The sequence below is a fragment of the Piscirickettsia litoralis genome (assembly GCF_001720395.1).
GTDB classification, from domain to species: domain Bacteria; phylum Pseudomonadota; class Gammaproteobacteria; order Piscirickettsiales; family Piscirickettsiaceae; genus Piscirickettsia; species Piscirickettsia litoralis.
In genome coordinates, this window is sequence record NZ_MDTU01000001.1 from 2,255,976 (window position 1) to 2,270,875 (window position 14,900).

17 protein-coding genes and 1 pseudogene are annotated in these 14,900 nt (G+C 42.1%); 10 read left to right on the plus strand and 8 right to left on the minus strand.

All coding sequences use genetic code 11. The features are described 5' to 3' along the window. On the minus strand, nucleotides 1-215 hold a 215-nt coding region (locus tag BGC07_RS22275), incomplete at its 3' end, for an exonuclease domain-containing protein (RefSeq protein WP_268801655.1). Between the two features lie 56 nt (nucleotides 216-271). Then, the gene (locus tag BGC07_RS11175; protein WP_069313183.1) at nucleotides 272-1,471 is read right to left on the minus strand and encodes a Bcr/CflA family efflux MFS transporter; all 1,200 of its coding nucleotides are present in this window, start codon (nucleotides 1,469-1,471) and stop codon (nucleotides 272-274) included. Between the two features lie 212 nt (nucleotides 1,472-1,683). Between BGC07_RS11175 and prfB the strand changes: the two genes are divergently transcribed. Together prfB and lysS are read left to right on the plus strand one after the other, a co-directional pair. Then, nucleotides 1,684-2,782, plus strand: a protein-coding gene (prfB, locus tag BGC07_RS11180; protein WP_139121679.1) for a peptide chain release factor 2 whose coding sequence is annotated in 2 segments (ribosomal slippage) — nucleotides 1,684-1,758 and nucleotides 1,760-2,782 — 1,098 coding nt in all. Because the reading frame shifts where the segments join, the coding sequence is not laid out codon by codon here. 66 nt (nucleotides 2,783-2,848) lie between these two features. Next, nucleotides 2,849-4,357, plus strand: a complete 1,509-nt coding sequence (gene lysS / locus BGC07_RS11185) for a lysine--tRNA ligase (RefSeq protein ID WP_069313184.1) — start codon at nucleotides 2,849-2,851, stop codon at nucleotides 4,355-4,357. A gap of 56 nt (nucleotides 4,358-4,413) precedes the next feature. On the opposite strand, the gene BGC07_RS11190 is transcribed toward lysS, so the two are convergent. The 4 genes from BGC07_RS11190 to BGC07_RS11205 form a co-directional block, all read right to left on the minus strand. Then, nucleotides 4,414-4,719, minus strand: a complete 306-nt coding sequence (locus tag BGC07_RS11190) for a hypothetical protein (protein WP_069313185.1) — start codon at nucleotides 4,717-4,719, stop codon at nucleotides 4,414-4,416. Between the two features lies 1 nt (nucleotide 4,720). Further along, nucleotides 4,721-5,023 (minus strand): hypothetical protein, encoded by a 303-nt coding sequence (locus BGC07_RS11195; protein WP_069313186.1) that lies wholly within the window; start codon nucleotides 5,021-5,023, stop codon nucleotides 4,721-4,723. 463 nt (nucleotides 5,024-5,486) lie between these two features. Next, nucleotides 5,487-6,164: a TIGR00153 family protein gene (locus tag BGC07_RS11200; protein WP_069313187.1), complete on the minus strand. Its 678-nt coding sequence runs from the start codon at nucleotides 6,162-6,164 to the stop codon at nucleotides 5,487-5,489. 12 nt (nucleotides 6,165-6,176) lie between these two features. Next, nucleotides 6,177-7,436, minus strand: a complete 1,260-nt coding sequence (locus tag BGC07_RS11205; RefSeq protein ID WP_069313188.1) for an inorganic phosphate transporter — start codon at nucleotides 7,434-7,436, stop codon at nucleotides 6,177-6,179. Between the two features lie 209 nt (nucleotides 7,437-7,645). On the opposite strand from BGC07_RS11205, the gene BGC07_RS11210 reads away from it, so the two are divergent. The 3 genes and pseudogenes from BGC07_RS11210 to BGC07_RS11220 all read left to right on the plus strand — a co-directional run bounded on the left by BGC07_RS11210 (nucleotide 7,646) and on the right by BGC07_RS11220 (nucleotide 10,435). Further along, the gene (locus BGC07_RS11210; RefSeq protein WP_069313189.1) at nucleotides 7,646-8,692 is read left to right on the plus strand and encodes an FAD-dependent oxidoreductase; all 1,047 of its coding nucleotides are present in this window, start codon (nucleotides 7,646-7,648) and stop codon (nucleotides 8,690-8,692) included. Nucleotides 8,693-8,843: 151 nt separating this feature from the next. Then, nucleotides 8,844-9,639, plus strand: a pseudogene (lgt, locus tag BGC07_RS11215) (prolipoprotein diacylglyceryl transferase). A gap of 1 nt (nucleotide 9,640) precedes the next feature. After that, a complete protein-coding gene (locus BGC07_RS11220) occupies nucleotides 9,641-10,435 on the plus strand; it encodes a thymidylate synthase (RefSeq protein WP_069313190.1) in 795 nt (264 codons plus the stop codon). Nucleotides 10,436-10,508: 73 nt separating this feature from the next. Here BGC07_RS11220 and BGC07_RS11225 read toward each other — a convergent pair whose 3' ends face one another. Both BGC07_RS11225 and BGC07_RS11230 read right to left on the minus strand, forming a co-directional pair. Further along, nucleotides 10,509-11,459, minus strand: a complete 951-nt coding sequence (locus tag BGC07_RS11225) for an MBL fold metallo-hydrolase (RefSeq protein WP_069313191.1) — start codon at nucleotides 11,457-11,459, stop codon at nucleotides 10,509-10,511. A gap of 47 nt (nucleotides 11,460-11,506) precedes the next feature. Continuing rightward, nucleotides 11,507-11,839, minus strand: coding sequence for a hypothetical protein (locus tag BGC07_RS11230; protein WP_069313192.1), 333 nt, complete (start codon nucleotides 11,837-11,839; stop codon nucleotides 11,507-11,509). 148 nt (nucleotides 11,840-11,987) lie between these two features. Here BGC07_RS11230 and mtnA point away from each other — a divergent pair, with 148 nt between their 5' ends. The 5 genes from mtnA to BGC07_RS22285 are packed head-to-tail and all read left to right on the plus strand — an operon-like array spanning nucleotide 11,988 to nucleotide 14,893. Continuing rightward, the gene (mtnA, locus tag BGC07_RS11235; RefSeq protein ID WP_069313193.1) at nucleotides 11,988-13,010 is read left to right on the plus strand and encodes an S-methyl-5-thioribose-1-phosphate isomerase; all 1,023 of its coding nucleotides are present in this window, start codon (nucleotides 11,988-11,990) and stop codon (nucleotides 13,008-13,010) included. 41 nt (nucleotides 13,011-13,051) lie between these two features. Further along, on the plus strand, nucleotides 13,052-13,663 hold the full coding sequence (locus tag BGC07_RS11240) for a methylthioribulose 1-phosphate dehydratase (RefSeq protein ID WP_069313194.1): 612 nt from the start codon (nucleotides 13,052-13,054) through the stop codon (nucleotides 13,661-13,663). 3 nt (nucleotides 13,664-13,666) lie between these two features. After that, the gene (gene mtnC, locus BGC07_RS11245) at nucleotides 13,667-14,353 is read left to right on the plus strand and encodes an acireductone synthase (protein ID WP_069313195.1); all 687 of its coding nucleotides are present in this window, start codon (nucleotides 13,667-13,669) and stop codon (nucleotides 14,351-14,353) included. Next, entirely contained in the window at nucleotides 14,350-14,649 is a 300-nt protein-coding gene (locus BGC07_RS22280) for a cupin domain-containing protein (protein WP_235603106.1), read from the plus strand. Before mtnC ends, BGC07_RS22280 begins: the two co-directional genes overlap by 4 nt. 10 nt (nucleotides 14,650-14,659) lie before the next feature. Further along, nucleotides 14,660-14,893 carry a hypothetical protein gene (locus BGC07_RS22285; RefSeq protein WP_235603107.1) on the plus strand — a complete coding sequence of 78 codons (234 nt, stop codon included), beginning with the start codon at nucleotides 14,660-14,662 and terminating at the stop codon, nucleotides 14,891-14,893. Nucleotides 14,894-14,900 lie beyond the last annotated feature (7 nt).

The following is a 14,900-nucleotide window of genomic DNA, read 5'->3' on the forward strand; positions in this document are numbered from 1 at the left end:
TTAAGTGCTTCTGGATCAATGTTGGCCCCAGCAAACGCCTTAACATGTGTTGAAATTGTTTCTATGGGAACCAGTTGACCTTGTTCGTTAAAGTCGATAATAACAGCCGCAATCTCTAGTAACGCATCGGTTGCGGCATTAAGGCCGCCGGTCTCAACATCAATAATAACGGGTAAAAAACCACGGAAGCGTTGGGAGATTGATGTTGTAGACATGAGGCTCTCTTCTTGTTTGTTTTGTGCTTAATTTGAACGCGATAAAGAGGTGTTGATTAAGCTTCTGTTGATTCTTGTTGGCCAGCAATACAGCTGTAATAGGCTGTAATGGTAATCAAAGTGAGGACGCAGAGCAAGATGGCAAGAGGTTCTGCATCTTTTTGTGGTGTTAGGGCTGAGAGGGAGGTAAATAGCCCAGAGCCTAGGTTTTGAATACCACCGATAAAAGCGCCAGCAGCACCGGCAATATGACCAAAAGGCATCAGTGCGCCAGTGGTCGCCAGTGGAAACATTAAACCTGCACCAATAAAATAAAAGAACATCGGAATTAAAATAGCATAGGCATTAAAATAGCCAAAATAAGCGAAAATCAACATGCTAACAGAGCCTAACGCAAGGGTGCCAATGCCTGTTTTCATGATTTGTGGAATGCTCTGACCTCGATTTAAATGACTCGCTAAATAACTGCCGATAAAATAGCCGGGTAGGGGGGTAATAAACAATAAGCTGACGGTATTCGGGCTGTAATGCATGACGCTAGCAAAGAGCACACCGGCAGAGGCTTCAAAGACTGCAAGGCCAGCGATGGAGACCGTTAAGCAGGTGATATAGCCGATGAACTGGCGATGGCAGAGCATGTTTTTATACTGATTCATTAACTCTTTAAAGGCCATTGGCGCTTTATTAGGCTCAGGGTGAGTTTCGTCAAAATATTTAAATTCTAAGGCAAAAACGATCGCACTATAGGCAAATAGGAAAGCAAACACAGCACGCCAGCCCATTAAGGTGGCAATGAGGCCGCCGATTAAAGGAGCAACAATCGGCGCGATGACGAGGGTTGCACTCATAATGCTATTGGCTTTTAGTAATTCTTTGCCTGTGAATAAATCGCGCATCACTGTGCGTGCCATGACTCCTGCAGCACCGATGCCTAGCCCTTGGATAAAGCAGCCTAGCAATAGCACCGTAATATTATGAGCAAAGGTGGCCGTCACCGCACCGATTGCAAATATAAGAAGGCCAAGTAAAACCGTCGGCCGGCGACCATAACGATCGGCAAGAGGGCCATAAAGAAATTGTGAAGCACCGTAAGAGAGTAGATAGGCGGCCATCAGGCTTTGCACATGACCGGGCCTCGTCTGTAATTGATTAGCAATCAGATCACTGGCAGGGACGAAAATCGTATTCGCGAGCTGACCCACGGCGGTGAGGATAATGACTAAAAATAAATAGCGTCCAAAGCGTGTACCTTGCATAGTCGGCCCTTTACAATCAAAATCAATGAGTTATCGCTTGAAAACTTCGTTTAAGTCCTGGAAAAATCTTAATAAAGAGATCCATTTAAAGACGGGCTGATTATAACAGAAAAATACCGACTGCCAAGAGGCTTAGAAAAGCTTTAGTCTTCGGTGCTTTTTCGGTAAAATAACAGCTATTTTTTAGAGAATTTTAGAAGGTAGGACGAGCGATGTTAGAAGTCCGTGCATTACAGACTCGGCTTGATGAACTTGCAGAACGTGTTAGCTCACTTCGGGGGTATCTTTGACTACGATCTGAAGTGTGAGCGTCTGGTCGAAGTTGAGCGTGAATTAGAAGAACCTGATGTGTGGAATCAACCTGAGCGCGCCCAAGAATTAGGCCGTGAGCGTGTTCAATTAGAAACACTGGTTCAGCAATTTAAGAGCATTTCACAGCGCATTATTGATGCCAAAGATTTAATTGACTTGGCCGTAGAAGAGCAAGATGAAGAATCACTTGAAGAGGTCGTGAGCGAAAGTGATGCCTTGGATGAGCAGGTCGGCCAACTTGAGTTTCGCCGCATGTTCTCAGGGCCGATGGATCCTAATAATGCCTATTTAGATATTCAATCAGGCTCCGGGGGGACCGAAGCACAAGATTGGGCGGAAATGGTCTTGCGGATGTATTTACGTTGGGGTGAGCAAAACGGCTTTAAGACTGAACTGGTTGAAGCATCGGCCGGTGAAGTTGCCGGCATTAAAAGTGCGACGATTCACTTTCAAGGTGAATATGCGTTTGGTTGGTTGCGCACCGAAACCGGTGTGCATCGTTTGGTGCGAAAATCACCGTTTGATTCAGGTAATCGTCGTCATACTTCGTTTTGCTCGGTATTTGTCTCACCTGAAGTTGATGATAATATTGATATCGATATTAATCCGGCTGATTTACGCATCGATACCTATCGTGCTTCTGGTGCCGGTGGTCAGCATGTCAATAGGACTGATTCTGCGGTGCGGATTACTCATATACCGACCAATACCGTGGTGCAATGTCAGAATGATCGTTCCCAGCACAAAAATAAAGATCAGGCGATGAAGCAATTACGTGCTAAATTGTATGAGCTAGAAATGAACAAACGTAATGCAGAAAAGCAAGCCTTAGAAGAAGGTAAGTCGGATATTGGCTGGGGTAGTCAGATTCGTTCTTATGTATTGGATGCATCGCGGATTAAAGATTTACGCACCAGCGTTGAGACGAGTAATACCCAAGCGGTGCTCGATGGTGAGTTAAATCCATTTATCGAAGCCAGCCTAAAGGCCGGTTTATAAATTATTAATTAATTAGTTAGCTAAAATAAATCATGAATAAAGTTTATCGTTTAAAAGGCAAAAACCATGACTGATCAACAGCAAGAGCCACAGTTAGATGAAAATGAGCAAATCGCCCAGCGTAAAGCCAAGCTTGCTGAGATTCGTCGCCAGGGCGTGGCGTTCCCTAATGATTTTAGACCTGAGCACCATGCCATTGATTTAACCGCTGAGTTTGACGCTAAAAGCAAAGAGGAGCTAGAAGAACTTGCTCGTCCGGTGAAAGTCTCTGGCCGTATTATGCTACGTCGAATCATGGGTAAAGCAAGCTTCTTGCACATTCAAGATAGCACGGCGCGTTTACAGGTTTATTTACGGCGTGATGACCTGCCAGAAGGTCAGTATCAAGAATTTAAAAATTGGGATTTAGGTGATATCGTTGCCGTTGAAGGGGTGATGTTTAAAACCAATAAGGGTGAGTTATCGGTTAAAGCCAATAACCTGCGCTTACTGACCAAAGCCTTGCGCCCATTGCCGGATAAACATCATGGTTTAGCGGAAGTTGAAACGCGTTATCGTCAGCGTTATTTAGATTTAATCGTCAACGATGAATCACGCAATGCGTTTACTATCCGTTCAAAAGTTGTTTCTAGCATTCGCCGTTTTTTAACTGAACGCAATTACATGGAAGTGGAAACGCCGATGTTGCAGGTGATTCCAGGTGGTGCTAGTGCGCGTCCGTTTGTCACTCACCATAATAGCTTGGATTTAGACATGTATTTGCGGATTGCCCCAGAGCTTTACCTGAAGCGCTTGGTTGTTGGTGGTTTTGAGCGCGTGTTTGAAATTAATAGAAATTTCCGCAATGAAGGTTTATCAACGCGACATAACCCTGAATTTACCATGCTAGAATTTTATCAAGCCCATGCGGATTACCATGACTTGATGGACTTAACTGAAAAGATGTTGCGTACTGTCGCACAAGAGGTTTTAGGACAAACAACAGTGCCTTACCAAGGTGAAGTTTATGACTTTGGTCAGCCTTTTGCACGCATGAGCATGATTGATTCTATCTTGCATTATAACAGCGATGTTAGTCGTGAAGACTTAGAGACTTTAGACGGTGCAAAAGCGGTGGCTGAGCGTAAAGGTGCACAGCTTAAAGGCCATGAAGGCCGAGGCAAGGTCATTACGGAAATCTTTGAGGCAACGGTTGAAGAGCAATTGCGTCAGCCGACCTTTATCACTGAGTACCCTGCTGAAGTTTCGCCATTGGCGCGCTTAAATGATGAGGATTCGTTTATTACTGACCGCTTTGAGTTTTTCTGTGGTGGCCGTGAAGTCGCTAATGGTTTTTCTGAGTTAAATGACCCTGAAGATCAAGCAGAACGCTTTAAGCGTCAGGTTGAAGAAAAAGATGCTGGTGATGATGAAGCGATGCACTATGATGCGGATTATATCACCGCATTAGAGCATGGCATGCCACCAACGGCAGGCGAGGGAATCGGGATTGATCGCTTGGTGATGTTGTTTACTGATAGCCCATCGATTCGCGATGTGATTTTATTTCCACATATGCGTCCACAAGCGAAATAACATTCAAACATCAATGATGTATTGATAAAAATAGATGAAAACCAACTTGATAAACGTTAAGTTGGTTTTTGCTCTTTTATTAAAAAAGATTTAAAACTAAAATTTTCACGCAAAATACCAATTAATTCTTCTCTAGGAAGTGACTGAATCTTATTTATTAATGAAGACTTATAAACATAAGCTGTGTTTGGGCTGACGCTTAATGTGTTTGCAATCGTGCCGGGCTTGATTGTGGGGTAGGCGAGCATTAAATACAGGACTTTTACTTCAGGCTGTGTTAGTACGGTATTGTTATTTAGGGCAAGGCTGGTTGTTGTAGAAAAAATTGGGCTATTTTTAAATAATTCTATTTCAGTATTCAATTCACAAGCGACACCATAGGCTTTTCCTGCAGAAGTGAGTCGGCATTTTTTTTACTCGAGCAATAATAAAGCTATTATTTATAGGAACAATACTGTCATAAGTGACAGAGATATTTTCTTTTAAAATAGTTCTATCGCAGCAATTGACTTTATCAAGATAGTCGCTTGGCATATTGTCATATAAATTAGCTACTGTTTGCCCTTCAATATCTGAAGAATTTTTTTGGTGGATATCAAGATAAGCAGGGCTGGCATAGACGACTTTAAGGTTATTGTCTTTGATTAACAAATGTGGTGTATTCATTGATTTTATCCGGTTCTCATTTGGGAGAAATGATTTTTTTTAGATTTAATAAATGTATATTTTTTAATCTTCATGCTGCCACCCGAAAAATTTAAAATTCCTCATCCATTTTTTGCGAAGGAAATAGCTCATTGTAGCAGGGGATTATCATAATGAATACTTTATTTTTTAAAAGGCGACTTATCTATATTAATTTATTGTATCTAATAATATTTTCCCGAATTTATTTTATAGGCTTTCATGTGCCGAATGTGTTTGGTTGGAGTAGGAGTTATACTTGAGAGTGATTAATCTAAAATTTGGCATAAATCACTATAACGTGATTGAAGATGATAAGCGTACTTAAAAATATTACTTTTGTTCTTGCGTAAGCGAGTAATATAATAAAAATTGCTCATCGATGGAGATTAAAGAGAGCATAAACTCTCTTTAATCTCGTCATTTATTATGTTTGATGGTGGGTTTAGTGAGCAAACAAGACTTCTAATTTAGCGCCGACATTGCGTGCTAGGTGGGCAATGTCGATGGTGTAATCGAAGAGCTTGTAAATAAACATGGTATTAACCGGAGGTAGGTCATTTTCCAACTTTAATAAGGCTAGAGAGGCTTGTTCATAAAGCTCACGGGCATGGGCTTCTGTGTGATCTAAATCAGTGACCATTTTTTCAACAATATTCGACTCGTGTTTGGTAAAACCCGTTTCCATCAGATCATCTAATTCACGAATAACCGCATGCGCTTGCTCGACGGCGGCGAGGCTGTGGGTGAGAAACTCAAGGTATAAATTAGTCACTGGCTCAGGCAGTTGCATTTTACGATTAAAAATCAAAGAGAGAATATCTTTGTTTTTATCGATGATTTTATCTTGAGTTTTAATTAAATCCAGTAAGTCGGTGCGAGCGACAGGTAGAAACAAGCCTTTGGGCATATGTGTACGAATATCGCGCAGTAGTTCATCGGCTTGTTTGTCGTTACTAAGGATTTTGTCTTTGAGTTGTTCGGCATTGTCCCAATCTTGTGAGAAGGCAAAGCCACAAAATTCAATAATCAGTGGGCTGATATTCGCTACTTGCTCCATATGCTCTTGCAATGGTAAGAAGGGTGAACGGCGAAACATATTGAGTAATGGGGTACTTGGCATGGTTTTACTCCTTTAATATCCGGCCAGGGTGCGGAAAATATAGAAATAGATTACCGCAAATGTGGCACCGGCGGGAAGGGTAATCACCCAAGACATAAAAATATTGCGAATGACGTTTAAATTCAAGGCCGTTAAACCGCGGGCAAAACCGACACCAAAAACGGCGCCAACAAGAATCTGCGTCACCGAAACGGGGATGCCGGTGGTGGTAGCAACAGATGAGGTTGCAGCCGCTGAGAGTATGGCAGCGAAAGCGCGTGAAGGGGTGAGCTGGGTAATATTCGAGCCGACGGTTTGAATGACGCGGCGACCATACATTAAAAAGCCAACAATCACTCCAGCACAACCTAAGCCTAAGATCCAGGCTGGCATAATGCTGGTTTGGCTCAGCGAGCCTGAAATTGCGGTATCGACGACGGCGGCCATCGGCCCGACAGCATTGGCGACATCGTTGGAGCCGTGAGCAAAGACCATCGCACAAGCAGCAAGCATGGTTAAAGGCTTGAACATATGCTCTAGCAATTGAAATTCATGACGACGTGCGGCACCTTCGAGTTTACGTTTTTTAATAAAGGTACGGGTAAAGCGAGCCAGCGCGACATAGGTAATAATGGCGAGGATAAAGGTGATGCCGAGCTGCAAGCGTAATGAGTGCATGTGAAAGTGTTGGAGGATGTGCTCAACTAATAGGCTGCCGAAGATCAATGCGAATAATAAGCCGTAAAAAGGGATGGCATGCATCGCACTTTTGGCCGGATGGGGTTTGGCAAAGATGGTTTTTTGAATGCTGGTAAAGACAATAAAGGCACAAGCACCAGCGAGCAGAGGGGAGATAATCCAGCTTAAAGCAATCGTGCCGACAGTATCCCAGTGCACGGCCTGAAAGCTGATGGTCACCGCACCAAAACCGACGATTGCACCGACGATGGTATGTGTAATCGAAACGGGTAAACCAAAATAGCTGGCGGTCAGCATCCAACTAAAGCCGGCGAGAAGCACCGCAAGCATGCCATAAATAAAAAGCCGAGGTTCGCCCGAGAGCACGTTGAGGTTGATAATGCCATTGCGTAAGGTATTGGCGACATCGCCGCCGGCTAAATAGGCGCCGGCAAACTCGAAGATGATTGCAATAAAGATCGCTTGTCTTACTGTGAGTGAGCGTGAACCCATCGAGGTTCCCATCACATTGGCAAGGTCATTGGCACCGACGCCCCAGGTCATGCAGAAACCAAAAATACACGCAAGAACAATAAATAAAGTCACACTTTCCATCAAATAAAGCACTTATAATATTAAGAGTTAATTAAGTATGTGCATATTAGATTGATAATGCGCATTTTGCGAAAAAACATGACTGAATTATCATCAATGTTTGTGATTATCACTATGAATCATATCTATTTTACTTAAATTATAAGCTTGTATAAGCTGGGCTTAATGAATGATGACTAACCCATGAGATAGCGACTAAGGAGAGTGATATGAAACAAATACAAACAAGCGCGTGGGCGGTGATAGGGGCCGGACCTGCTGGCATTGCTGCGATTGCAAAGTTACTTGATTCTGGCATCAGTGCGAGTGAAATTCTATGGCTCGACCCTGAATTTGCCGCAGGTGATTTTGGTACCAAGTGGCAGGAAGTGTCGGGGAATACGCGTGTGAAATTTTTTACGAGTTTTCTTGAGAGTAGCCCAAGTTTTGGTTATGAGAAGAATAAAAGTAAATTTGCCTTAAGCCAGATGGATCCTGAAGAAACCTGCTTATTGAAAGATTTGGCCGGACCGCTTTGCTCAATTACTCAAGATTTACGTGAGCAAGTACAGAGTGTATGCGCTCTGGTCAGTGAGTTGTCTTTGGCCGGTGGTGTGTGGCAATTAAAGACAAATGCCGGATTATTTCAGAGTAAACAGGTCATTTTAGCGACAGGAGCGACGCCGAAAAGCCTAACACATGAAGGCATAGCAGAGATCAGCCTTGAAAATGCGCTGCATCCAGAAAAATTATTAAAGTCGTGCCAAAAAGACGATAGAATCGCGGTTTTTGGTTCATCTCATTCGGGTATTTTAATTGTTAAAGCGTTGTGTGAGCTTGGGGTGAAAAAAGTTGTTAATGTCTATCAAAGCCCCTTATGCTTTGCGGTGCCGATGGAAGACTGGATTTTATTTGACAATACGGGCTTGAAAGGGGTGGCAGCACAGTGGGCGCGTGAGCATATTAATGGCAAGTTACCTGATAATTTAGTGCGGGTGCATGCAGATAGTGAAGATTTAGCAAATGAGTTAAATCGCTGCAATAAAGCGGTTTATGCGATTGGCTTTAAAACACGGGGGCCGAAAGTGATCGGTTGTGAATCTCTCGTTCATAATCCATGTAATGGCATTATTGCCCCGGGTCTTTTTGGCTTGGGAATTGGGTTTCCTGAACGCATCCAAGACCCTTATGGCCATCAAGAAGCTAATGTCGGTGTGTTGAAGTTTATGAATACCATCACAAAATTGATGCCGCTATGGCTGAATTATCGACCTTAATTGCTTGAACTTGCAGGCTATACTTAGGAAAAAGCAGTGAGGAAATCGCGGCTTATCGGCTTAATTACAAAGTGGTGAGTGTGATTAAGCTGGGACCTTATCGGTGATTGCTGTTAGAATGTGACTTGATTTTGTGAGTTGAGGAATCAAGATGCTTATCTATCCAAAGATAGACCCGATTGCATTTAGTTTAGGGCCAATCAAAGTTCATTGGTATGGCTTAATGTATTTGTTTGGTTTTGTGATGGCCTGGTTATTGTGTAATTACCGAGCAAAACGCTCGAAGGGAGTGTGGACTAAAGAGCAAGTTGGCGATGTGATTTTTTATGGTGCGCTGGGGGTGATTCTCGGTGGTCGCATCGGCTATATTCTTTTTTATGACTTTGGTAACTTTATTCACAATCCGCTGGTTATCTTTCAGGTTTGGGATGGCGGCATGTCGTTTCATGGTGGCTTAATTGGGGTTATTCTCGGCTTGATGTTCTGCGGGCGTAAATTTAAAAAGACGATTTTCCAGCTTACTGACTTTGTCGCACCCGTTGTGCCGATTGGCTTAGGTGCTGGGCGCATTGGCAATTTTATTAATGATGAGCTGTGGGGGCGGGTGACCGATAGCCCTATCGGCATGGTATTTCCGACGGGGGGACCTTTGCCACGTTATCCTTCTCAACTGATCGAAATTTTTATTTGAAGGCGTTGTTTTATTTATTATCTTATGGTGGTACTCGAGTAAACCACGCCCCCGTATGGCAACATCGGCTTTATTTTTATTGTTTTACGGTATTTTTCGTTTTGGTGCTGAGTTCTTTCGTCAGCCGGATCCGCAAATGGGTTATATCGCCTTTGGTTGGATGACGATGGGGCAGCTATTGTCGGCGCCGATGATTATTCTAGGCTTATTATTATATGGCTTTGCTCAACACCGGGCGAAGCGATTAGGAGTGTAACATGCGTACCTATTTAGATTTAATGCAGCGAGTGCTCGATAGTGGTGTCGGCAAAACAGACCGGACTGGCACGGGGACGTTAAGCGTGTTTGGTCACCAAATGCGTTTTGATCTGTCTGAAGGTTTTCCGCTCCTAACCACTAAAAAATTGCACTTACGCTCGATTATTCATGAATTGCTTTGGTTTTTAAAGGGTGAGACAAATATTGCTTACTTAAATGAAAACAAAGTGAGTATCTGGGATGAATGGGCTGATGAGCAGGGTGATTTAGGCCCGGTGTATGGGGCGCAATGGCGCTCGTGGGCAGGCGCTGATGGAAAAACAATAGATCAAATCTCTGAGGTGATTGATCAAATTAAAACTAATCCAGACTCGCGTCGTTTAATCGTCAGTGCCTGGAATGTGGCTGAGATCGATAAAATGGCGCTGCCGCCGTGTCATGCACTTTTTCAATTTTATGTGGCAGAAGGTAAATTATCGTGCCAGCTCTATCAGCGCAGTGCTGATATTTTCTTAGGTGTACCCTTTAATATCGCCTCTTATGCACTACTCACATTGATGATTGCACAAGTGACAGGCTTACAACCTGGGGACTTTGTTCATACCCTAGGGGATGCGCACTTGTATTCTAATCATTTAGAGCAGGCGAAAACGCAACTAAAACGTGATTGCCGTAGCTTGCCACAAATGAAAATTAACCCGGCAGTTAAAGGTATTTTTGACTTTAACTATGAAGATTTTACTTTAGAAAACTATGATCCGCATCCGCATATTAAAGCGGCAGTGGCTGTATAAATATGTTACTTAAAAGCAAATTATAGAATAAAAGGCAGGTTATCCTGCCTTAATTTTTAGTGTGATCAGTGGTTTAGCCTTGCAAATCCTGCCACATCTGTATGTCACGCTCTTCTGTCCAAATTGTTGGGTGAATGATGCCTGAAAGCTCATCATAGGCGCGGCTCATATTAAACGGAATGCAGTGATCGAAAATCACCCAATGCCCATACTTTTCTTGCAATTTGGGATAGGCATAATCATAGGTTTCTTTCAGTGAATATTTTTGACTGACTGCGTATTGAACATGTGTCGTTAAATCTATTAAAAAGCTTTTAGTACTTGCTATGGCCTTTAAAGAACTCTCTGTGGTTGTGAGTGCATCGCCACGGCCTGGAATAAGTTGTTTAGGCTTTAGTTCTTTAATTTTGTCGAGGGTTTGTGGCCATTCTTGGATATAGGCATCACCACAATAAGGTGTTGCACCCATTTCAACGAGGTCACCTGAAAAAATAATATTATCATTTATTAGGTGAACAATAGTATCGCCTTGAGTGTGACCGCGACCGATTTGAATAATATTGATTTGATGCCGGCCTAAGTGCAGGGTAATTTTTTTATCGAAGACTAAAGTGGGCCAAGTGAGGCCAGGAACCGTTTCTACTTGATCAAATAAACGGGGGAAGCGTTGTAATTCTGACTTGAAATCCTGCTCACCACGCTCTTGAATTAAATCAAAGGTGGCTTGGCTGGCGATGATATTGTCAGCCTGATAAGCGGATGCGCCGAGCACACGTACGGCATGATAATGGCTTAATACCAAGTGTTTGATGGGTTTATCTGTTACTTTGCGTATTTCCTGAATCAGTTTTTGTGCTTGTACTGGAGTTGCTAACGGATCGATGACCATAACACTATCATCAGCGATAATCACTCCTGCATTAGGGTCACCTTCGGCAGTGTATGAGTAAACACCTTCAGCAAGTTCGGTGAAGGTCGTTACTTTTTCAGTGAGGTCAGATTGAGAGGCAAATGCTTTGCTCATGGATAATTCCTTATTATTGGTTTCAACGGTGCTATAGGAAAATACACTCAACAGTACTGAGTATTCGAAAAAGACTGCATAAGTTCAAATGTTTGATACTTGACTTGAATGAGATTATTAAAGTTGTTTTCTAAATGATGATAAAAAGGCTTGATCACTTTATGTAGGTATAAACCTAGCTGTTCTTCGGTATTGAAGTGATAAGCAACTTTTAGTTGGCGCACTGGGGCCTGGTCACTAAAATTAGTTGTATATATATTAGCTTGAATAGGTGAACTTGAGCTTTGGTGAGAGAGTGCTTGTAGGTGCTTAATGATATTGTTTTGGGTTTGTTGATAAATTTCAACATCGATAACGAGGTTAACTTCTTGATTTAGCATAGAGATCCTTCTTCATATATTCTCAGCTTGAGCACTTATCGTACATAGGTAGGGTGTGGATTTCAATCTTGTTCTAAGCAAGGTTGTTTGCCGTTTATTTAGATAATCACTAGAATAGGAAGCTAAAATTATTTGATTGGGGTTTCTCGTGCAAGATTTACTGTCAACCGCATTACGCTATGAAAAAAATACCCTTTATATTCTAGATCAAACACTTCTGCCGCATGAGATGAAGTGGCTTGAATGCTCTGATGTTGATGCGATGGTTGAGGTTATTCAGTCTTTACGAACGCGTGGTGCGCCTTTGATTGGTATTGCTTGCTCTGTGCTTGTGGCACATTTAGCAGAACAGGGTATGGATAAGCCTCAATTAGCGCATGCAATTGAGGTGTTGCGGGCATCGCGACCGACAGCGGTTAACCTGATGAATAACTTGCAGGAAATGTCAGCTGCGTTAGCGTCTGAAAATTATCATCAACAGCTCGTTAAGACAGCAGAAAAGCTCTTTTTTGAAGATATTAGCCTTTGCCAGCAGATGGCTGAAAATGGGGCAAAACTATTAAAGAACTGCCACAATTTATTAACACATTGTAATACAGGAAGTTTAGCAACAGTGGGAATGGGGACAGCTCTGAGTGTTATTCAGCAGGCTTATAAAAACAATGAGAATATTCATGTTTATGTCGATGAAACTCGCCCATTGTTACAAGGTGGTCGTTTAACGGCTTGGGAGTTATCCGAGCTAAATATTCCTAATACGATTATCTGTGACAACATGGCGGCCAGCTTAATGGCAAAAGGCCAAGTTGATGCTATTTTGGTCGGTGCGGATCGTATTGCGGTAAATGGAGATTTTGCTAATAAAATCGGTACGTATAATCTAGCTGTACTCGCCGATTATCATGATATTCCGTTTTATGTGGTTGCGCCTTATACGACTATTGATGTCGATTGCTTAAGTGGTGAGAATATTCCTGTAGAGCAGCGTGATGGTGATGAGGTCCGAGGTGTCAAAGGTTCTTTTGGTCAAGTGCTATGGAGTCCAGAAGGGGCCAAGGTTTATAATCCAGCGTTTGACGTAACCCCTGCGAAGTTAGTTACGGGCTGGGTATTAGATACTGGTGTGTTTGAGGCAGAAGATATCAAAGCAGGTAAACTAGTAAAGCACTAGCTAGATTGATGAGGTTAGAATAATGAAACTAAGAGTAAGTCATGCAAAATAATAATGGTGTAGTGGATCAATTAATTGCTGCAGGTGCTTGGATCAGTGAAAAAGGTTGGGTGCCTGCGACAGGAGGTAACTTTTCTGTTCGTCTTGCCGATGGTTTTATTGTCACGGCAAGTGGTTATGATAAAGGCTGTTTGACCGAAGATAGTTTCTGTCAGTTTGATTGGCAGGGCAATCAGTTGGCTGGAACAGGTAAGCCTTCGGCAGAAACAGGATTACATCTAGCAATCTATCAACTAGATTTGGATGCGCAGGCTATTTTGCATACACATTCAGTTGCAGCGACAACACTCTCACGGCATGTAGCGGATAGTCAGTTGACTATACATGGCTATGAGATGCAAAAATCTCTAGCTGGTATTCAGTCTCATTTAGAAGCGGTCAATATTGCTATTTTTGACAATGACCAAGATATTGGTGCGTTGGCAGATCAAGTGAAAGGGACTTATGCTAAACAACCGCTTCACCATGGTATTTTAATCAGAGGGCATGGTCTGTATGTTTGGGGGGCGTCTGTGCTCGAGGCTCGTCGTCATTTGGAAGGTTTAGAATTTTTGTTTGCGTGTGAGTTAGAGCGCTTTAAATTACAGGGCTAATTAATGATCAAAGCAATATTAACCGATATTGAAGGCACAATTACTCGTATTTCTTTTGTAAAGGATGTTCTATTTCCTTATGCTGAAAAGAAATTACCGGACTTCATTTATTCTTTTCAGGAAGTTCCAGAAGTGTCGGAACAACTAGATGCTGTGAGAAAAGAGATTAATAATCAACAGGCAAGTATAGAGCAGCTTATTGACATTTTACTCACCTGGATTCGTGAAGATAAAAAAATTACCCCGTTAAAACAGTTACAAGGGATGATCTGGGAAAAAGGTTACCGGCAGGGTGATTTTACTGGACATTTATATACTGATGCGATTGAGTTTATTCGTGCACAAAATGATGAAAATATCCCTGTGTATATTTACTCTTCAGGATCAGTGAAGGCACAGAAGTTATTATTTGGTTACTCTGATTTTGGTGATGTTTCAGGGCTATTTAGTGGGTTTTATGATACAAAAATAGGTGGAAAAAAAGAAGTTGAATCTTATCAAAATATTATTGCAAGACTCAACCTTTATGCTGAAGAAGTTTTGTTTTTTTCAGATATTGAAGCGGAGCTTGATGCAGCCAAGCAAGCAGGTTTAAAGACTTGTCAGTTAGTACGGGATAATCAGCTGCCAAGCGATCACCACCCTTGGGTGAATGATTTTAATAAATTTTTAATACAGGATTACTCGTGAGTCAATTGACTATATTTAATGCCAATGATAGTCAGCAGGCTATTTTTAATAGCTCAAAGTATCAGGATATTTCAAAGCAGCTTGCTAATGTTGGTATTCTTTTTGAGCGGTGGCAAGCTCATATTGAGGTTGGTTATACCGATAATGAAAATTATATTTTAAGTGCTTATGCTGAGGATATTAGCCGATTAAAAGAGCAAGGAGGCTATCGAGCCGTTGATGTCATATCTTTGGACCCATCTCACCCAGATAAGGAAGCATTAAGAAAAAAATTTTTTATTAGAACACACTCATAGTGAAGATGAGGTGAGGTTTTTTGTCAAAGGAAAAGGCCTTTTTTGTTTGCATATTAGCGATAAAGTGTATCAAGTTTTATGCGAGAAAAATGATTTAATTTCTGTACCGGATCACGTTGCACATTGGTTTGATATGGGAAGCGAACCTGAGTTTACAGCAATTCGTTTATTCAATAATAAAGAGGGCTGGGTGGCTGAGCCTACTGGCTCTGATATCGCAGAAAAATTCCCATTGCTAGATTAATTTGAGT